We start from the raw sequence: 13755 nt of genomic DNA on the forward strand, positions 1-13755 counted from the left end.
GTGCTGATTGGTATGCGGCGGACTACTATCAGAAACTCGTCGATACACTCGGGGTTATCCCCAATAGCCCGCCAGCGAGCGCGAGTGGCGGCCAGCAGGCATCGGGCTGGCGAGAGCGTATTGCGCGCGTGTTCGGCATGGGCGCCAGTAGCGCCGCAGTGGCCGCCAGTGGAAGCGCGGTAGGTGCCAATAGCGTGCAGCAGGCGGCCAGTGAGAATCCCAGTGGCCCCGAGTCGGGCTCCGCCCGGGTTGTCCGGGGCGGCGCCTGGAGCCACGATGCCGACCGCTGCCGTTCGGCGTACCGCTCCGGGCGCGAGCGGTCCAGCCGCAACGGCAGCCTCGGCTTCCGCCTCTCGAGGACCGCATAACTCGGCACTGTTGCCGTCTTACCCTTGGCGCCCCGCATCCCATCCGGCTGAAGCCTCGACCTCCGGTTCGCGCCTGATCGGCCAGGAGGTCGAGCCTCTACCGTGAAAGTCGCGCGGCGACGCCGTGGGAGCGGCTTCAGCCGTGACGCGACCGCGCAAGCCGCCGCGGCCTCGTCGCGGCTGAAGCCGCTGCCACGGGGGGCTTTCCGGCCGGCCGGCGCCTGGGCCCCGTCCGGGACCTTTTCCCCGGCCCCGCCGAGGCCCGGCGACGCACTTGAGGTGTGGGGCGCGGAAATTCCCCCTTCCGCCCGACCCGGCCGGCCTTTATCATCCCTGTGCCCACTGGGAGCGCCGCACCCCGGTGCGGCGCGGCCATGGCGCAACACCCAAGGCCGCGGTCGCTTTGTGAGAGCAATTCCCGGATTCAGGATCGAGGACTCATCATGACGTTACGTCGGTTGTACTCGGTCCCCGTCGGCCTGCTGCTCGGCATCGCGCTGGCGCTGCTGTTCCCCGCGGGGGCGCCCTATGTCGCCTGGCTGGGTCAGGTCTTCGTCTCGGTGCTGAAGCTGCTGATCCTGCCCCTGATCCTGGTCTCCATCTATGCCTCGCTGGCCGGGAGTGCGCAACTGCGGCAAATCGGCGGGCGGGCGCTCGGCTACTATCTGATGACCACCACCGTGGCTGCCACCCTGGGCACCCTCATCGGTGTGGCGTTCTCCCGCGGCCTGCCCGTCGGCCTGCTCGACCTCCCGGCGGCGAGCGCCGCCGACGCGGTCTTCAGTCTGGAACGGCTGATCGACAACTTCATTCCGAGCAACCTGTTCGCCTCGCTGGCCGCGGGCAACGTGCTCCATATCGTTTTCGTCGCGGTCCTTGCGGCCCTGGCCTCCCGCCGGATCGCCGCCGGCCATCGCGCGACCCTGCTGGGCGGTGCCCATGCCCTGGACGCGCTGCTGATGCAGACGCTGGGCGGCGTGCTCAAGCTCGCCCCCGTGGGGGTGGCGGCCCTGGTCTACGCGGGCCTGGCGGGGATGGACTGGGCGGGGGTCTTCCAACTGCGCACCTTCGTGTGGGCCGTGGGGCTGGCCGCGTTCCTGCACGCGCTGGTCTTCCTGCCGATCCTCTACCGCGTCCGCGCCGGGCGTGCGGCCTGGCCCTTCGCCATCGCCTGCCGGGAGCCGCTGTTGACCGCACTCTCGACCGCTTCCAGCAGCGCCACCTATCCGGTCTCCAAACGCGCCCTGGAGGCGACCGGAATCAGCGAGCGGGTCACCAGCCTCACCCTGCCCCTGGGTGCCACACTCAACATGGACGGTTCCGCGCTCTATCAATCCATCCTGCTGATCTTCATGTCCCAACTGGCGGGGGCGGATTTGAGCCCACTGCAGGCCGTCTATATCGTCCTGCTCACCATGGCCTCCTCCGCCGGCACCGCCGGCATCCCCGGCGGCGGCATCGCCATGATGGCCTTCATGCTTAACCTGCTGGGCTTACCGCAGACCTATCTGGCCCTCTATCTGGTCGTCGACCGGTTCTTCGACTATCCCATCACCGCCATCAATGTCTGGGGCGATCTGGTGGTGGCCGCGATCGTCGATCGGGAACTGCGGCGCGACGAGGCGGCCGCCGCCGCATGAGCGTTGGACGCGCCGTACTGGTGGGCCTTGATCACGATTCCGGCCACCCCGAGGGTGACATCCGTCGCGGCCGGGGGCCGCTACTACTGCGGTTCGTCCGGTTCGGGCTCGAGCGTCGCGCCCCTATACCAGGACTCGACTTCGGCACGGCTCGCGGGTGGACTGAATGAGTGCGATGCAACCGACCCGTCGCGGTGCCTGATCAGCCACCGGTAGCGGGGCGAATCGGGACTCGCCCAGTCGAGCGGCGGGAGATCGCCGACGGCGAAGTCGATGAGAGGGTAGGGGGTCATTGCGTCACCTTCTCCGGTCGGGCGTCGTGCCGGGCCGCGCTCAGGTCTTGGGGACTTTGGCGCGCTGGGGTGCTGCCGAAAGACCGCACGGCCAGGGGTTCGGCCGCGGGTTGCCGCGTGCTTGTCTCAAAGCCGTCTTGATCAATCATAGGTGGCGACTGATGCCTGCACGAATGGACCTTTCTAAGTGCTTAATCATAATGCATAACAAACTGAGATAGCGAGAAAAAAATTTGCCGTGCGGGTACGTCGGCAGGCCGCTGCCGCGGGGTCGGCAAACAGGGCGACGCAGCGGGCCGCCGACAGTTGGTGCGAACGCAGCACTCCGAAAGATTATCATCCATAAAGTCAAAGACTTCTGATTTACTCCAACCATGTAGCCGCATGCTTCACCAGCCCAATGCCTGACTGCTGCCAGGGTCTGGCGCGTTGTCTATTGCGTGGCGGCAGGGTCGATCAGGCCTGACTTGTCGAGCCGGCGCCGGCGCTCCCGGTCGCCAGAGCCGCCCGTCCGGGCTACACTCGCGGGACCCCGATCCACCTACCCCTGGTTTCGATGCTAGCGCCCAACTCTTTACCTGCCCTGCTGGCCCTGGCCCTGTCGCTCGCCGGGTTCCTCCTGCCGTCTGCGGCCCTGACCGCCCCTGGCTGTCGCCAGGACGATCAGGTCCGGGTCTGGACCGCGCCGCTGCGGCCCCGGCCCGGGGCGGGGCTCACGGTCATCGCGGTCGCGACCGACGCCGCCCTGGATCAAGTGCAGGTCACCGATCCGGCGGGGGGGCGCGCGACGCTGCGCACCGCTGCGACCGGCGGGCCGCCCTGGGGCCTCACCGGCAGGGTCGCCGGGCCGCGTTCCGGGACCTACCGGATCGAGGCCCTGCGCGGCGGTCGGGTCGCCGCCTGTGCCGAGGTCCAGGTGGGGGGCGGGGAGGCGCCGCGCGGGGGCGGGGACTGGGACCTGGCGACCACGGCCCTCTATTCGGCCTGGGTCGAGCGCCTGTTCGACGCGCCGCCCGAGCAGTCGATGAGCTTCGACTCGCTGGGCCCGGTGCTGCGTAACCCGGAGCGCAATTTCCTGTACGATTTCCTGGGCGCGGGGGAGGACGGCCGTCTCAACGCCGAGCCCGACTGTGCCGATCTGCCCTATTACCTGCGCGCCTACTTTGCCTGGAAGCTGGGCCTGCCCATCGCCTATCGCCAGTGCAGCCGCGGCAGCAGCGCGAGCCCACCGCGCTGCCAGGGGCCGGCGATCGACAGCGCCCTGGCCGGGTCCCCGGCCGCGGCGGCCGAGTTCCGCGGGGTGACCCGGCGCCTCATGGACAGTGTCCATTCCGGCAGCGCCCGCACCGCGCTGAGCGACGAGTCCACGGACCTCTACCCGGTCCCCCTGACCCGTGCGGCCCTGTGGCCCGGGACCGTCTATGCGGACCCCTATGGTCATGTCCTGGTGCTGGTCAAGTGGATCGCGCAGCGTCCCGGGCAGCCCGGGCTGCTGTTCGCGGTCGATGCCCAGCCGGACAACTCGGTGGCGCGCAAGCGCTTCTGGGAGGGGACCTTCCTGTTCGCCGCGACGCCGAGTGCCGGGCCCGGTTTCAAGGCCTTCCGGCCCCTGGTGCGGACGGGCGGCGCGCCGCGTGAGCTGTCCAACGCGGCCCTGGGGGGCGGTACCGGCCTGCCCCCCGCGTCACAGGAGCAGGCGCGGCTCACGCCGGCGGACTTTTACGCCCGCATGGAGCGCCTGATCAACCCGCAGGGCCTGGAGCCCGCGGCCGCCTATCAGGCGACCCTGGACGCGCTGATGGAGCAGCTCGAGACGCGGGTGGACTCGGTCGCCAAGGGCGAGGCCTATATGCGCGCCCATCCGGGGACCACCATCCCCATGCCCAGCGGCCCGGCGATCTTCGAGACCACCGGCCCCTGGGAGGACTTCGCGACCCCGTCCCGGGACATGCGCCTGCTGATTGCACTGAATGTGCTGGCCGGACTGCCGGAGCGCATCCGCCGCTATCCGGACCTCTATGTGCTGCGCGGCGAGCGCCCGGCGGAGGCCGCCGCGGGGATCGAACGGCTCCACGCGGGGCGCCTGGACCAGCAGTTCGTCACCTATACCCGCAGCGACGGCGCTCTGGAGCGGCTGAGCCTGCGCGACATCTACGCCCGCCGGGCGGGCCTGGAGGTCGCCTACAACCCCAACGACTGCGTGGAACGGCGCTGGGGTGCCGCCCCCGACACGGCCGACTACGTCAGTTGCCGCCGCCAGGCCCCGGCCGACCAGCGCGCGCGGATGCAGGAATATCGGCCCTGGTTCCACGAGGCCCGGCGCCCGCCGCGTTGATCGGCCGCCGACGGCATGGCGGGCGCTGTAACCAGGAAAAAGCAGTTTAGCCGCAAATGAACGCAAATTAACGCAAATAATCAGAGACTTGACTTTTTCTGCATGTTCGTCGTCCGGGCGGTGCCCGCGACGATGCTAACCAGCAGATTTATTTGCGCTTATTTGCGTTCATTTGCGGCCAAATACTCTTTTCGCGGCACTGCGGGGCCAGGCCCGTTTTCCTAACGTCAATTCCGGATGTCTTTTGCAGGAGTTCTTCCCGTTGTCGATTGATTCCATCACCCCGGCCTGGTCAAGGCTGGTTCTGATCCTCGCCCTGGGTCTGGGCCTGAGCGCCTGCACCACGACCGGGGACAAGCCGGCCGCCGGGGGCGCGACCTGGGGCGGACGCCCCATCGGTGCGCCGCCGGCCCCCAATCCCGGCCTCAAGCGGGCGATCCTCAAGCGCGCGCTCGGTGAGTGGGAGTATTTCGGCCGTCAGACCGTGGTCTTCCGGGGCAGTGAGGAGAGTATCCCCCACGTCGGTTCCTGGGAGGACGACAACGCGACCTACAGCGACCGGGTCGGCATGTACTGGCGCGCGGCCGGCAAGGCGGGGCTCAACGGCATGGACTGCCGGGAGCCCTGGTCCGCCGCCTTCATCAGTTATGTGCTGCAGGGCGCCGGGGTGCCCGGGTACCAGTTTCGCCCGGCCACCGCCCATTCGGTCTATCTCGCCAATCTCATCGACGAGTCCTACGTCCCCGGCCGCTGGTTCGTCCCGCGGCGGGTGCGCGACTACAGCCCCAACCCGGGCGACCTGATCTGCGCACCGCGGGGCGCGTCGCGTCCCGCGAGCTTCGATGGTTATCTGACGCCGCGCAGTCTCCAGGGCGCCAACACCCACTGCGACCTGGTGGTCGCCAAGTCCGGCCGGACCCTGGAGAGCGTCGGCGGCAATGTCCGCAACTCGGTGTCGCGGACCACCCTGGAACTGGACGGGCAGGGGCACCTGCAACAGGTCCCGCGGCGGCCCTGGTTCCTGATCATGGAGAACCGTCTGTAGCTTGGCGGGGTGCGCATGAAGAAGGCGATCATCGTGCTGTTGCTGCTGGCCCTGGGTGCGGGCGGCTGGCTGCTGTACCGGGCCCGGGTCGCCGGGGTCGCGGACCCGGGGCGACTCACGCTTTACGGCAACATCGACGTGCGCCTGGTGAATCTGGCCTTCCAGGTCAGCGGGCGGATCGCGGAGCTGGCGGTGTCCGAGGGCGCGCTGGTGGTGCCGGGGCAGGTCCTGGGGCGGCTCGATGACCGGGGCCTGAGCGAGGCGCGCAACGTCGCGCGGGCCCAGGTGCAGGCGCAGCGCGCCGAGCTCGACAAGCGCATCGCCGGCACCCGGGCGCAGGACCTGGCCAAGCTGCGGGCGGACCTGGAGGTGGCGCGGGTCGAGTCGGTCAATAGCGCCCGCCGCGCCGAGCGCGCCCAGGACCTGTTCAAGCGCAAGCTGGCCTCCCCCCAGGATACCGACGACGCCCTGACCCTGGCCCAGTCCGCCGCGGCCAGGCGCAATGCCGTGCAGGCTGCCCTGGATCTCGGCCTGGCCGGCAGTCGGGCCGAGGACATCGCCGCCGCCGCCGCCCAACTCGCCGCCCTGGAGGCGGGGCTGGCGGCGGCCCAGTTGAACCTGGGCTATGCGACCCTGACCGCCCCGGTCGGCGGCATCGTCCAGAACCGCATCCTGGAGGTGGGTGACATGGCCTCGCCCGAGCGTCCGGTCTTTACGATCACCATCACCGAGCCGCTCTGGGCGCGGGTCTATCTGGCCGAGCCGGACCTGGGCCGGGTCCGGCAGGGTCAGCCGGCGCGCGTCTCAAGCGACAGTTTTCCCGGCAAGTCCTATCCGGGCTGGGTCGGCTACATCGCCCCCAGTGCCGAGTTCACCCCCAAGACGGTCCAGACCACCGAACTGCGCGCGGACCTGGTCTATCAGGCGCGGGTCTATGTCTGCAACCCGGCGGGCGAGCTGCGCCAGGGGATGCCGGTGACGGTGGAACTGGACCTGAATGCCGCGCCGCTGGGCGGGCCGGGCTGCGCCCCGGCGGTGCCGTTCGGCCAGGGTCCGGCGCCGGATGCGACGAAATTGAGCCCCAAAGGGGCGTGACATACCAGCCCAGGGCAACGCCCTGGGATAGTGTGTTTTAGTCCCGGAGCCCTGAAAGGGCGAGACATATTGGTTTGAGCGATTAACGGATAGCCTATGTCACGCCCTTTCAGGGCTGGACTCGATTTGATACACGAACCCAGGGCGTTGCCCTGGGCTGGTATGTGTGACCCCGTTGGGGTCATCCGCCAACCTGGGAGCGATTCACAAATAGGTTAGACAAGTCCATTAGGGAGCGCTCTTGGCGCGAATATCGTCGTTGTCGTTGTCGTTGTCGTAATCGTATTCGTAATCGAGGTTATCGTACGACCCCGGATGCTCTCGCAGCCCGAATTGCATCGCTTCTCCGACAACGACAACGACAACCATGAATTCCGGATACCACGATGTCTGCATCGGCGGGAAATACGTCGAATAACGGCGCCGTGCGCAACGGCGATCCACCGCTGCGCGCCATCGGCCTGTGCAAGACCTTTAAGGTCGCGACCCGGACCTTGACGGCCTTGGACGATGTGACCCTGAGCCTGACCCCCGGCGTGGTAACCGGACTGATCGGCCCGGACGGCGCCGGCAAGACCACCTTCATGCGCCTGGCCGCCGGGCTTCTGGCCCCGGATGCGGGGTCCATCGAGGTCCTGGGTCTGGACGCAACCCGCGACGGCCTCGCGGTGCAGTCGCGCATCGGCTATATGCCCCAGCGCTTCGGCCTTTACGAGGACCTGAGCGTCCAGGAAAACCTGGACCTCTACGCGGACCTGCAGGGCGTGTCGCCGGGCGAGCGCCCGGCCCGCTATGCGCGGCTGATGGAGATGACGGGCCTGGCACCCTTCGGCCGACGCCTGGCGGGACGGCTCTCCGGAGGCATGAAGCAAAAGCTCGGGCTCGCCTGCACCCTGGTCAACCCGCCGCGCCTGCTGCTGCTCGACGAGCCCACGGTGGGGGTGGACCCGGTCTCGCGCCGGGATCTCTGGGCCATCGTCTATCAGTTGGTGGCGCAGCAATCCATGAGCGTGCTGCTCTCCACCGCCTATCTCGACGAGGCGCAGCGCTGCGCCCAGGTGATCCTGCTGCACCAGGGGCGGGTGGTCGACCAAGGCCCCCCCGCACACTTCAGTGACCCCTTGGCGGGCCGCACCCTGCGCGTGACCGGCGCGGCGGCGACCCGGCGCCGGCTCCAGAGCGCGCTGGCGCGCCGGCCCGGCGTGCTGGACGCGGTACTGCAAGGCGAGTCGGTGCGGGTGGTGATGCAGGAGGGGGCGGCGCTCGATTGCGCGGCCCTGGGCGAGCCGGTCCGCTGCGAGTCGGTGCCGCCGCGCTTCGAGGACGGCTTCGTCGCCCTGCTCCACGGCGACCGGGAGGCGATCAGGCCCCCCCAGGTGCGGGTGACCCCGACCTTCACCGGGGACGCCATTGTCGTGACCGACCTGACCAGGCGCTTCGGCGGATTCGTCGCGGTGCAGCGGGTGAGCTTCGCCGTGCGCCCCGGTGAGGTCTTCGGACTCCTGGGGGCCAACGGGGCCGGCAAGACCACGACCTTCCGGATGCTGTGCGGCCTGCTGGCCCCGAGCAGTGGCGAGGTGCGGGTGGCGGGCCTGGATCTGCGCCGCGCCGCCGCCCGGGCGCGCGGGCGCATCGGCTACATGGCGCAGCGCTTCTCGCTCTATGCCAATCTCTCGGCGCACCAGAACCTCGCCTTCTTCGCCCGCGCCTATGGCCTTGCGGGCGCGCGGGCCGGGGAGCGCATCGCCTGGGCCCTGGATGCCTTCGAACTCGGGGACCTGGCGGGGGTGGAGAGCGGCACCCTGCCGCTGGGCTACAAACAGCGCCTCGCCATGGCCGCGGCCCTGCTGCACGAGCCGGACATCCTGTTCCTGGACGAGCCCACCTCCGGGGTCGATCCCCTGGCCCGGCGCGAGTTCTGGTCGCGCATCAATGCCCTGGCGGAGGGCGGGGTGACGGTGCTCGTGACCACCCACTTCATGGAAGAGGCCGAGTATTGCGACCGCCTCGCCATCATGGCCGCAGGCGAGGTCCTGGCCATCGGCACCCCCGCCGAGATCAAGGCGGCGGCCGCGCGCCCCGGGGAGGCGCCGCCGGAGATGGAGGAGGCCTTCATTGCGCTGATCCAGGCGCGGGAGGGATGATCAAGGCCATCACGGGAGACTTGACCGCCGTCTCCCGGGCGACTAGGCTTGCTGGTAACCAGCCGCATAACAGTTGAACCTGGAATCGGTGTTCATCTGTGGATTGTCGGTTGAATCTACTATCTGCCCGAGCGTTGCGAGGTGAGCGATGAACGAAAGGGATTTTAATATTGCGCGAGAATTGAAAGGCAGGCTTTCCGGCATGGTTGAGCTTCTGGATTTCCGCATCTTCGGTTCCCGTGCGCGGGGTGATGCCGATGAATATTCAGACATGGATGTATTTGTCGAGGTTGAACGTCTGGATAAGAATTTGAAAGACATGATTCTGGACATTGCCTGGGACATCGGTTTCCATAATCTCATGGTGATTGCTCCCCTGATTTTCACCCGGAACGAGTTGGAGAACACGTCGCTACGTGCGTCGCCGATCGTCAATGTTATCTTCGCGGAAGGGGTTCAGGTTTGATGGCAATGCCGTTGAGTTAAACACAGTCGTTGTCGTTGTCGTAATCGTAATTCGGAGAAGCGATGCAATTTTGGGGTGCGTAGAGAATCCGGGGCACTACAATGACCTCGACAACGACAACGACAACGACAACGACAACGACAACGACAACGACAACGACAACGACAACGACAACGACAACGACGGGATGAACATTCCCTGGGGGACTTGGGCCTTGATCGTAAATCCGCCCAGCCCGCCCCCTCGTGACACCGCTCTAGCGGTGTCACGCATGTGTTGGGCGCTCTGCGCCGCGAGGCCGGCGGGCGGAGTTTCGACCAAGGCCGAGGACTTGTTAAACTTATTATTGAACTGTTCCCTATCGGGCATCCGCCAAGACCTACCGCATACCATCTTTACGAGGTCCTTATGAAAGCAATCATCATGGCATCGCTATTGGTATTGACAGCCTCCGCGGCAACCTACGCCGGGGATGATGTCTGCTTTGGGCGGGTAACCGGCATCAGCGACCGCTACAATCCGGCCAAGGGTTCGGGATTCCTGGCGTTGCGGGCCGGACCCACCCCCTCGGCCACGCAGTTGGGCGAATTGTTCCAGGGGGATCGTGTCGTCGTGCTCAAGCGGCGCGGCGGCTGGCTCAATATCATTGCGGACAATCAGCAGCAGGGCTGGGTCTCATCCAAGTACATCAGCAGCTCCTGCAAATGACTGCCGAACACCGGCCGGCCCTGAGGAACACCAGGGCACCATGGCCCGGGGTGGTGGCGATCGTGCTGACGGTCCTCGGCGGGCTGCACGGCAATGCCTGCGCTCAGGCCCCGCAACCCACCGCGGCGCGTTCCGGCGATGCGCGCGATGCCGTCATCATCGACAGCCGGACCTCGCTGGAGTCCGAGCGCCAACTGGCGCTGGCCCGCGGCTTTCCGCCGGCAATCGTGAACCGCCAATCCCTCGTCGAGGTCAGCTATATCTCGTTTGACGGGAAACTCCATCAGGGACAGATTTTGGTCGACAGCCGCCTGGCGGGCGACCTGCAGGTCATTTTTCGGAAAATTCGTGAAGACCGTTTCCCCATCGGTTCGGTGATCCCGATCTCCCGCTTCGGGTGGGACGATGCGAGGAGCATGGAACACAATAACAGCTCCGGATTCAATTATCGCAAGATCAAGGGCACGGACACCTGGTCAAACCATGCCTTTGGTCAGGCCGTCGATATCAACACGGTCCAGAACCCCTATGTGCAAGGGCGCCATGTTTCCCCGAAAGGCGCCCGCTATGATCCCGCGGCACCCGGCACCTTTTCCAGCGGCTCGCCCGTGGTCAAGCTGTTCAAGGAATTGGGATGGAGTTGGGGTGGGGATTGGCAAGGCAAGAAGGATTATCAGCATTTCGAGAAAGTCCTGCGCTAGCGCAAGTCGTTCGGGTCGACCCCGAGCGCCCTTAGTCGCTGCGCAAGCTGCTCGGCGCGCTGGTGCTCCTGCTCGGCGCGCTCCTGCGCCTGCTCGGCACGCAGCCGCTCCTGCTCGGTACGCAGTTGCTCCTGCTCGGCGCGCAGCCGCTCCCGCTCGGCGCGTTCGTCGGCCTGCTCGGCGCGCAATCGCTCCTGCTCGGCTTGCCGTGCCAACTCGACCGGACTGCGGAAGGGACGGCCCGCCGGGTCGAAGATCTCCAGGGTTTCCGGGCGCACGGCAAAGCGAATCCCGAGCCGCGGGCTGGTCCAACCGTTCAGGTGGGACATCTGCCGCAGGCTGCCCCCTTGGCGCAGCCAGACCTCCAGCCGATTGTGCTCGGGGTCGTAGACATAGTATTCCTCGACCCCAAAGGTGTCGTAGAACTCCAGCTTGTCGCGCATCTCCTTGACGCTGTTCGACGGCGACATGATCTCGAAGACCACCTGGGGCGCGATGCCGCCTTCCTCCCATTGCCGGTACGAGCCGCGCGGGCCCTTGGGCCGGCCGAAGGCGATCATGGCGTCCGGTGCCACGGGGCCGATGAGCCGCCGGTCCGGCACCGGGTACCAGAAGAGATCCCCGGCGACGAAGACATCGGCCCGATCCGCGAACAGGATCTCCAGGTTCTCCTTGATCTTGACGATCCAATCGAACTGCAGCGTATTCTCCGCCATCGGTGCTCCGTCGCTCTCCGGGTAGGGGTCATCCGGGTCGATACGTAACAAGGGGTTCATGGTGCTGGCTCCGGGCCGGTGTGGCGGCCCCAGGGGTGGTCCGGACTGCCGGCTGCGCCGGCACGGTCAATCATTCCAAGAAGCGTCGCTGGGCGCAAGCCGCGCTGCGCAAAGAAACCCCCGGCGGAGCCGACCCGCTCGCCGAGCATGGCGTTGCGTAGAGCAACTTCGAGGCCCTGTAGGGGTCCGTAGAAGGCCGCGCTGACAGCGGTGTTCCAAGTGTAGAGCCGGACGGCTTGCTCGCGGTCCCCGCCAGCCGCGTTGACATATATCGCTAATCTTTCAGGGGAAAGAGACGTCTCGAGCGCATCGAGTACGCATCCTTCAAGGCCGAAAATCTTGACACTTGTGGACTGCGCCATATACTCCTCACCCGTAAGCCCCGGACTGGCCTCTGCTTCGGCATGCGACCGGGGCTCAGCTTTTTATGGGATGCCTGATTTTACAGGCTTTCGCCCGACCACGGCCCGTCCGGGCGATATTCTGTCGCCAAGATTTACCCCCCGACCCCCGGGAATCACGGCAGATCTGCACGCCCCGGGGTCGCGGACGCACCAATCCGGCATCCTCGACTCGGAGCGCTTTTCCGCTGCACTCCTAGCCGCGCGATCACCTAGTTGAGCGTGCATGGGTGAATTTACCTCATCCGTGCATGCGATCCTCGGCTCACCGGCAGCATTCTATCACCCTGGGTCGGCGGATCGGCGAGAAGTCCCCTCTGACACTCGCCATTAGAAAAGAAGCCGTCTACCGGGGGAAATAGCAGAGAAGCGACCTCGCAGATTGCTCAGGGATAGCGATTCCGTGGTACGTCCACTATTTCCCGTAAGCTTCCTGCAAACCATATGCTTTACTGTCGGCTTGGCGGCTTGGCGGCCTGTGCGGTCTGGAGTTCCCCCGGCTTGAGCGCCTGACGCAGGAGTGCGACGATCGCATCCGGGGCGTTAGTCATGGTATAGATAAGTACTTCAACGGATTTTTTGGGCTTCAATTATACTAAGTTGCTGGTTTTTAATAGCGTTTTCGTGCCTATCTGATTTCCTACAATCCATTGTGTTGATGTACTTACAGGAAGAAAGCGTGGGGGTACCTGAGGTCCGAAGCTAATGAAGTCATCGATTCATTCGAATGTCAACGTTGCTGGTTGGCACTACTAACCTTAGCGAAGCAAGCAGATGTTCGATGTTGCCAATTCGTTTCCAAGAACCTCTTGCTATCTCATCTAAGAGTGCGCCGTATTTCTGGTATTCTGATTCTGTGCCTGTCCTGTCTTCCCGCTCCAGCCAATGAACCGCATTTTCGGCTATCGACTGAAACGGAGTGAATTGAATATTTGGTACCCATTGGTTCAATAAAGTTGTATCAAGGATTCGATCACAGGCAGTCGCCTGCCAGCCCCAGTTGCTGTGACAGATTATTTCCCTTGGTATGCTCTCTATTAAAACCTCCCTTCCCAAAATTGCTGCCAGTCTCTCGTAATAGCTCACGCCGTCTAGTACCTCGGAAGCTGCGCAATTTGCGACAACATTACTCTTTTCTCCTAGTCGCGCCCAATGCAAGCATACTTCTGCCAGATCCTCTGGGCAGACATAGCTGAAACGCACTTGTCCCGAATTCACCAATACAAGCGGTTTTCTATCGAGTATCCTTTTCAGGAGAAACGCATCGCGATTGTGAAGCGGCAGTGCACCGACGAGACTTCCCTGTCCCAAAATATGGGGTGCACGTAAGATTAGATTGCCACCGTGTGCCTGATCAAACTCTAAATATGCAGATTCCGCTCTTACTTTGCCTCGGACATAATCATTCCTTAGCGCCTTTGCTATGACACCAAATTTTTCGCTTATCGGGGATGCTTGGTCACAGTCATATACGAGTGACGTACCTAACAAGACCCGGGCGCCGCAAATATCACGAGTAGCATTCAGCAAAGATAGGGCCTGATTGGCTGAGAAACATACCGTATCGACGACCAAATCCCAAAATGTTCCATCCCGAACTGCAACACTTAGATCACTGACTGAGTTCCGGTCGCAAATAACATGGCGCACAATTCTGTTGTCTACTGGGAACGTGCCACGACCATCGGTCAGTATCGTAACGCGGCACTCTAGGTCTAGCCATCTCGCAACCATGAGATGGCTAACGACCCCCGTTCCTCCGATCACCAGAATTTTCATTAGA

12 protein-coding genes are annotated in these 13755 nt (G+C 65.1%); 9 read left to right on the top strand and 3 right to left on the bottom strand.

The annotated features are described in order from the left end of the window. The first annotated feature begins 137 nt into the window (after positions 1 to 137). Positions 138 to 368 (top strand): formylglycine-generating enzyme family protein, encoded by a 231-nt coding sequence (locus tag THSYN_RS35670; protein WP_172965361.1) that lies wholly within the window; start codon positions 138 to 140, stop codon positions 366 to 368. Between the two features lie 443 nt (positions 369 to 811). After that, positions 812 to 2008 (top strand): dicarboxylate/amino acid:cation symporter, encoded by a 1197-nt coding sequence (locus tag THSYN_RS04605; protein WP_100918098.1) that lies wholly within the window; start codon positions 812 to 814, stop codon positions 2006 to 2008. 83 nt (positions 2009 to 2091) lie between these two features. On the opposite strand, the gene THSYN_RS04610 is transcribed toward THSYN_RS04605, so the two are convergent. Continuing rightward, the gene (locus THSYN_RS04610; RefSeq protein WP_100918099.1) at positions 2092 to 2301 is read right to left on the bottom strand and encodes a hypothetical protein; all 210 of its coding nucleotides are present in this window, start codon (positions 2299 to 2301) and stop codon (positions 2092 to 2094) included. 556 nt (positions 2302 to 2857) lie between these two features. Here THSYN_RS04610 and THSYN_RS04615 point away from each other — a divergent pair. From THSYN_RS04615 to THSYN_RS04650, 7 genes are all read left to right on the top strand, one after another. Next, a complete protein-coding gene (locus THSYN_RS04615) occupies positions 2858 to 4636 on the top strand; it encodes a hypothetical protein (RefSeq protein ID WP_100918100.1) in 1779 nt (592 codons plus the stop codon). A 262-nt stretch (positions 4637 to 4898) separates the two neighbouring features. Then, positions 4899 to 5681 carry a DUF2272 domain-containing protein gene (locus THSYN_RS04620; RefSeq protein WP_100922298.1) on the top strand — a complete coding sequence of 261 codons (783 nt, stop codon included), beginning with the start codon at positions 4899 to 4901 and terminating at the stop codon, positions 5679 to 5681. 15 nt (positions 5682 to 5696) lie between these two features. After that, positions 5697 to 6776, top strand: a complete 1080-nt coding sequence (locus tag THSYN_RS04625; protein WP_100918101.1) for an HlyD family secretion protein — start codon at positions 5697 to 5699, stop codon at positions 6774 to 6776. Positions 6777 to 7162: 386 nt separating this feature from the next. Further along, positions 7163 to 8920: an ATP-binding cassette domain-containing protein gene (locus tag THSYN_RS04630; protein WP_100918102.1), complete on the top strand. Its 1758-nt coding sequence runs from the start codon at positions 7163 to 7165 to the stop codon at positions 8918 to 8920. Positions 8921 to 9068: 148 nt separating this feature from the next. Then, positions 9069 to 9386, top strand: coding sequence for a nucleotidyltransferase domain-containing protein (locus THSYN_RS04635; RefSeq protein WP_100918103.1), 318 nt, complete (start codon positions 9069 to 9071; stop codon positions 9384 to 9386). Between the two features lie 408 nt (positions 9387 to 9794). Then, positions 9795 to 10094 (top strand): SH3 domain-containing protein, encoded by a 300-nt coding sequence (locus tag THSYN_RS04645; protein WP_100918104.1) that lies wholly within the window; start codon positions 9795 to 9797, stop codon positions 10092 to 10094. A gap of 62 nt (positions 10095 to 10156) precedes the next feature. After that, positions 10157 to 10795, top strand: coding sequence for a M15 family metallopeptidase (locus THSYN_RS04650; protein ID WP_157817456.1), 639 nt, complete (start codon positions 10157 to 10159; stop codon positions 10793 to 10795). On the opposite strand, the gene THSYN_RS04655 is transcribed toward THSYN_RS04650, so the two are convergent. After that, positions 10792 to 11571, bottom strand: a complete 780-nt coding sequence (locus THSYN_RS04655; RefSeq protein ID WP_100918106.1) for a Uma2 family endonuclease — start codon at positions 11569 to 11571, stop codon at positions 10792 to 10794. The genes THSYN_RS04650 and THSYN_RS04655 overlap by 4 nt on opposite strands. A 1112-nt stretch (positions 11572 to 12683) precedes the next feature. After that, positions 12684 to 13751 carry an NAD-dependent epimerase/dehydratase family protein gene (locus tag THSYN_RS04665; RefSeq protein ID WP_100918107.1) on the bottom strand — a complete coding sequence of 356 codons (1068 nt, stop codon included), beginning with the start codon at positions 13749 to 13751 and terminating at the stop codon, positions 12684 to 12686. Between the last annotated feature and the right edge of the window lie 4 nt (positions 13752 to 13755).

Origin of the sequence: Candidatus Thiodictyon syntrophicum, from assembly GCF_002813775.1 — a bacterium.
Classification (GTDB): domain Bacteria; phylum Pseudomonadota; class Gammaproteobacteria; order Chromatiales; family Chromatiaceae; genus Thiodictyon; species Thiodictyon syntrophicum.

Excerpts from the sequence above, each read along its gene's own strand:
- THSYN_RS35670 (WP_172965361.1), top strand. The coding sequence starts at position 138 with ATGGGCGCCAGTAGCGCCGCAGTGGCCGCCAGTGGAAGCGCGGTAGGT.
- THSYN_RS04605 (WP_100918098.1), top strand. The coding sequence starts at position 812 with ATGACGTTACGTCGGTTGTACTCGGTCCCCGTCGGCCTGCTGCTCGGC.
- THSYN_RS04610 (WP_100918099.1), bottom strand. The coding sequence starts at position 2,301 with ATGACCCCCTACCCTCTCATCGACTTCGCCGTCGGCGATCTCCCGCCG.
- THSYN_RS04615 (WP_100918100.1), top strand. The coding sequence starts at position 2,858 with ATGCTAGCGCCCAACTCTTTACCTGCCCTGCTGGCCCTGGCCCTGTCG.
- THSYN_RS04625 (WP_100918101.1), top strand. The coding sequence starts at position 5,697 with ATGAAGAAGGCGATCATCGTGCTGTTGCTGCTGGCCCTGGGTGCGGGC.
- THSYN_RS04630 (WP_100918102.1), top strand. The coding sequence starts at position 7,163 with ATGTCTGCATCGGCGGGAAATACGTCGAATAACGGCGCCGTGCGCAAC.
- THSYN_RS04635 (WP_100918103.1), top strand. The coding sequence starts at position 9,069 with ATGAACGAAAGGGATTTTAATATTGCGCGAGAATTGAAAGGCAGGCTT.
- THSYN_RS04645 (WP_100918104.1), top strand. The coding sequence starts at position 9,795 with ATGAAAGCAATCATCATGGCATCGCTATTGGTATTGACAGCCTCCGCG.
- THSYN_RS04655 (WP_100918106.1), bottom strand. The coding sequence starts at position 11,571 with ATGAACCCCTTGTTACGTATCGACCCGGATGACCCCTACCCGGAGAGC.
- THSYN_RS04665 (WP_100918107.1), bottom strand. The coding sequence starts at position 13,751 with ATGAAAATTCTGGTGATCGGAGGAACGGGGGTCGTTAGCCATCTCATG.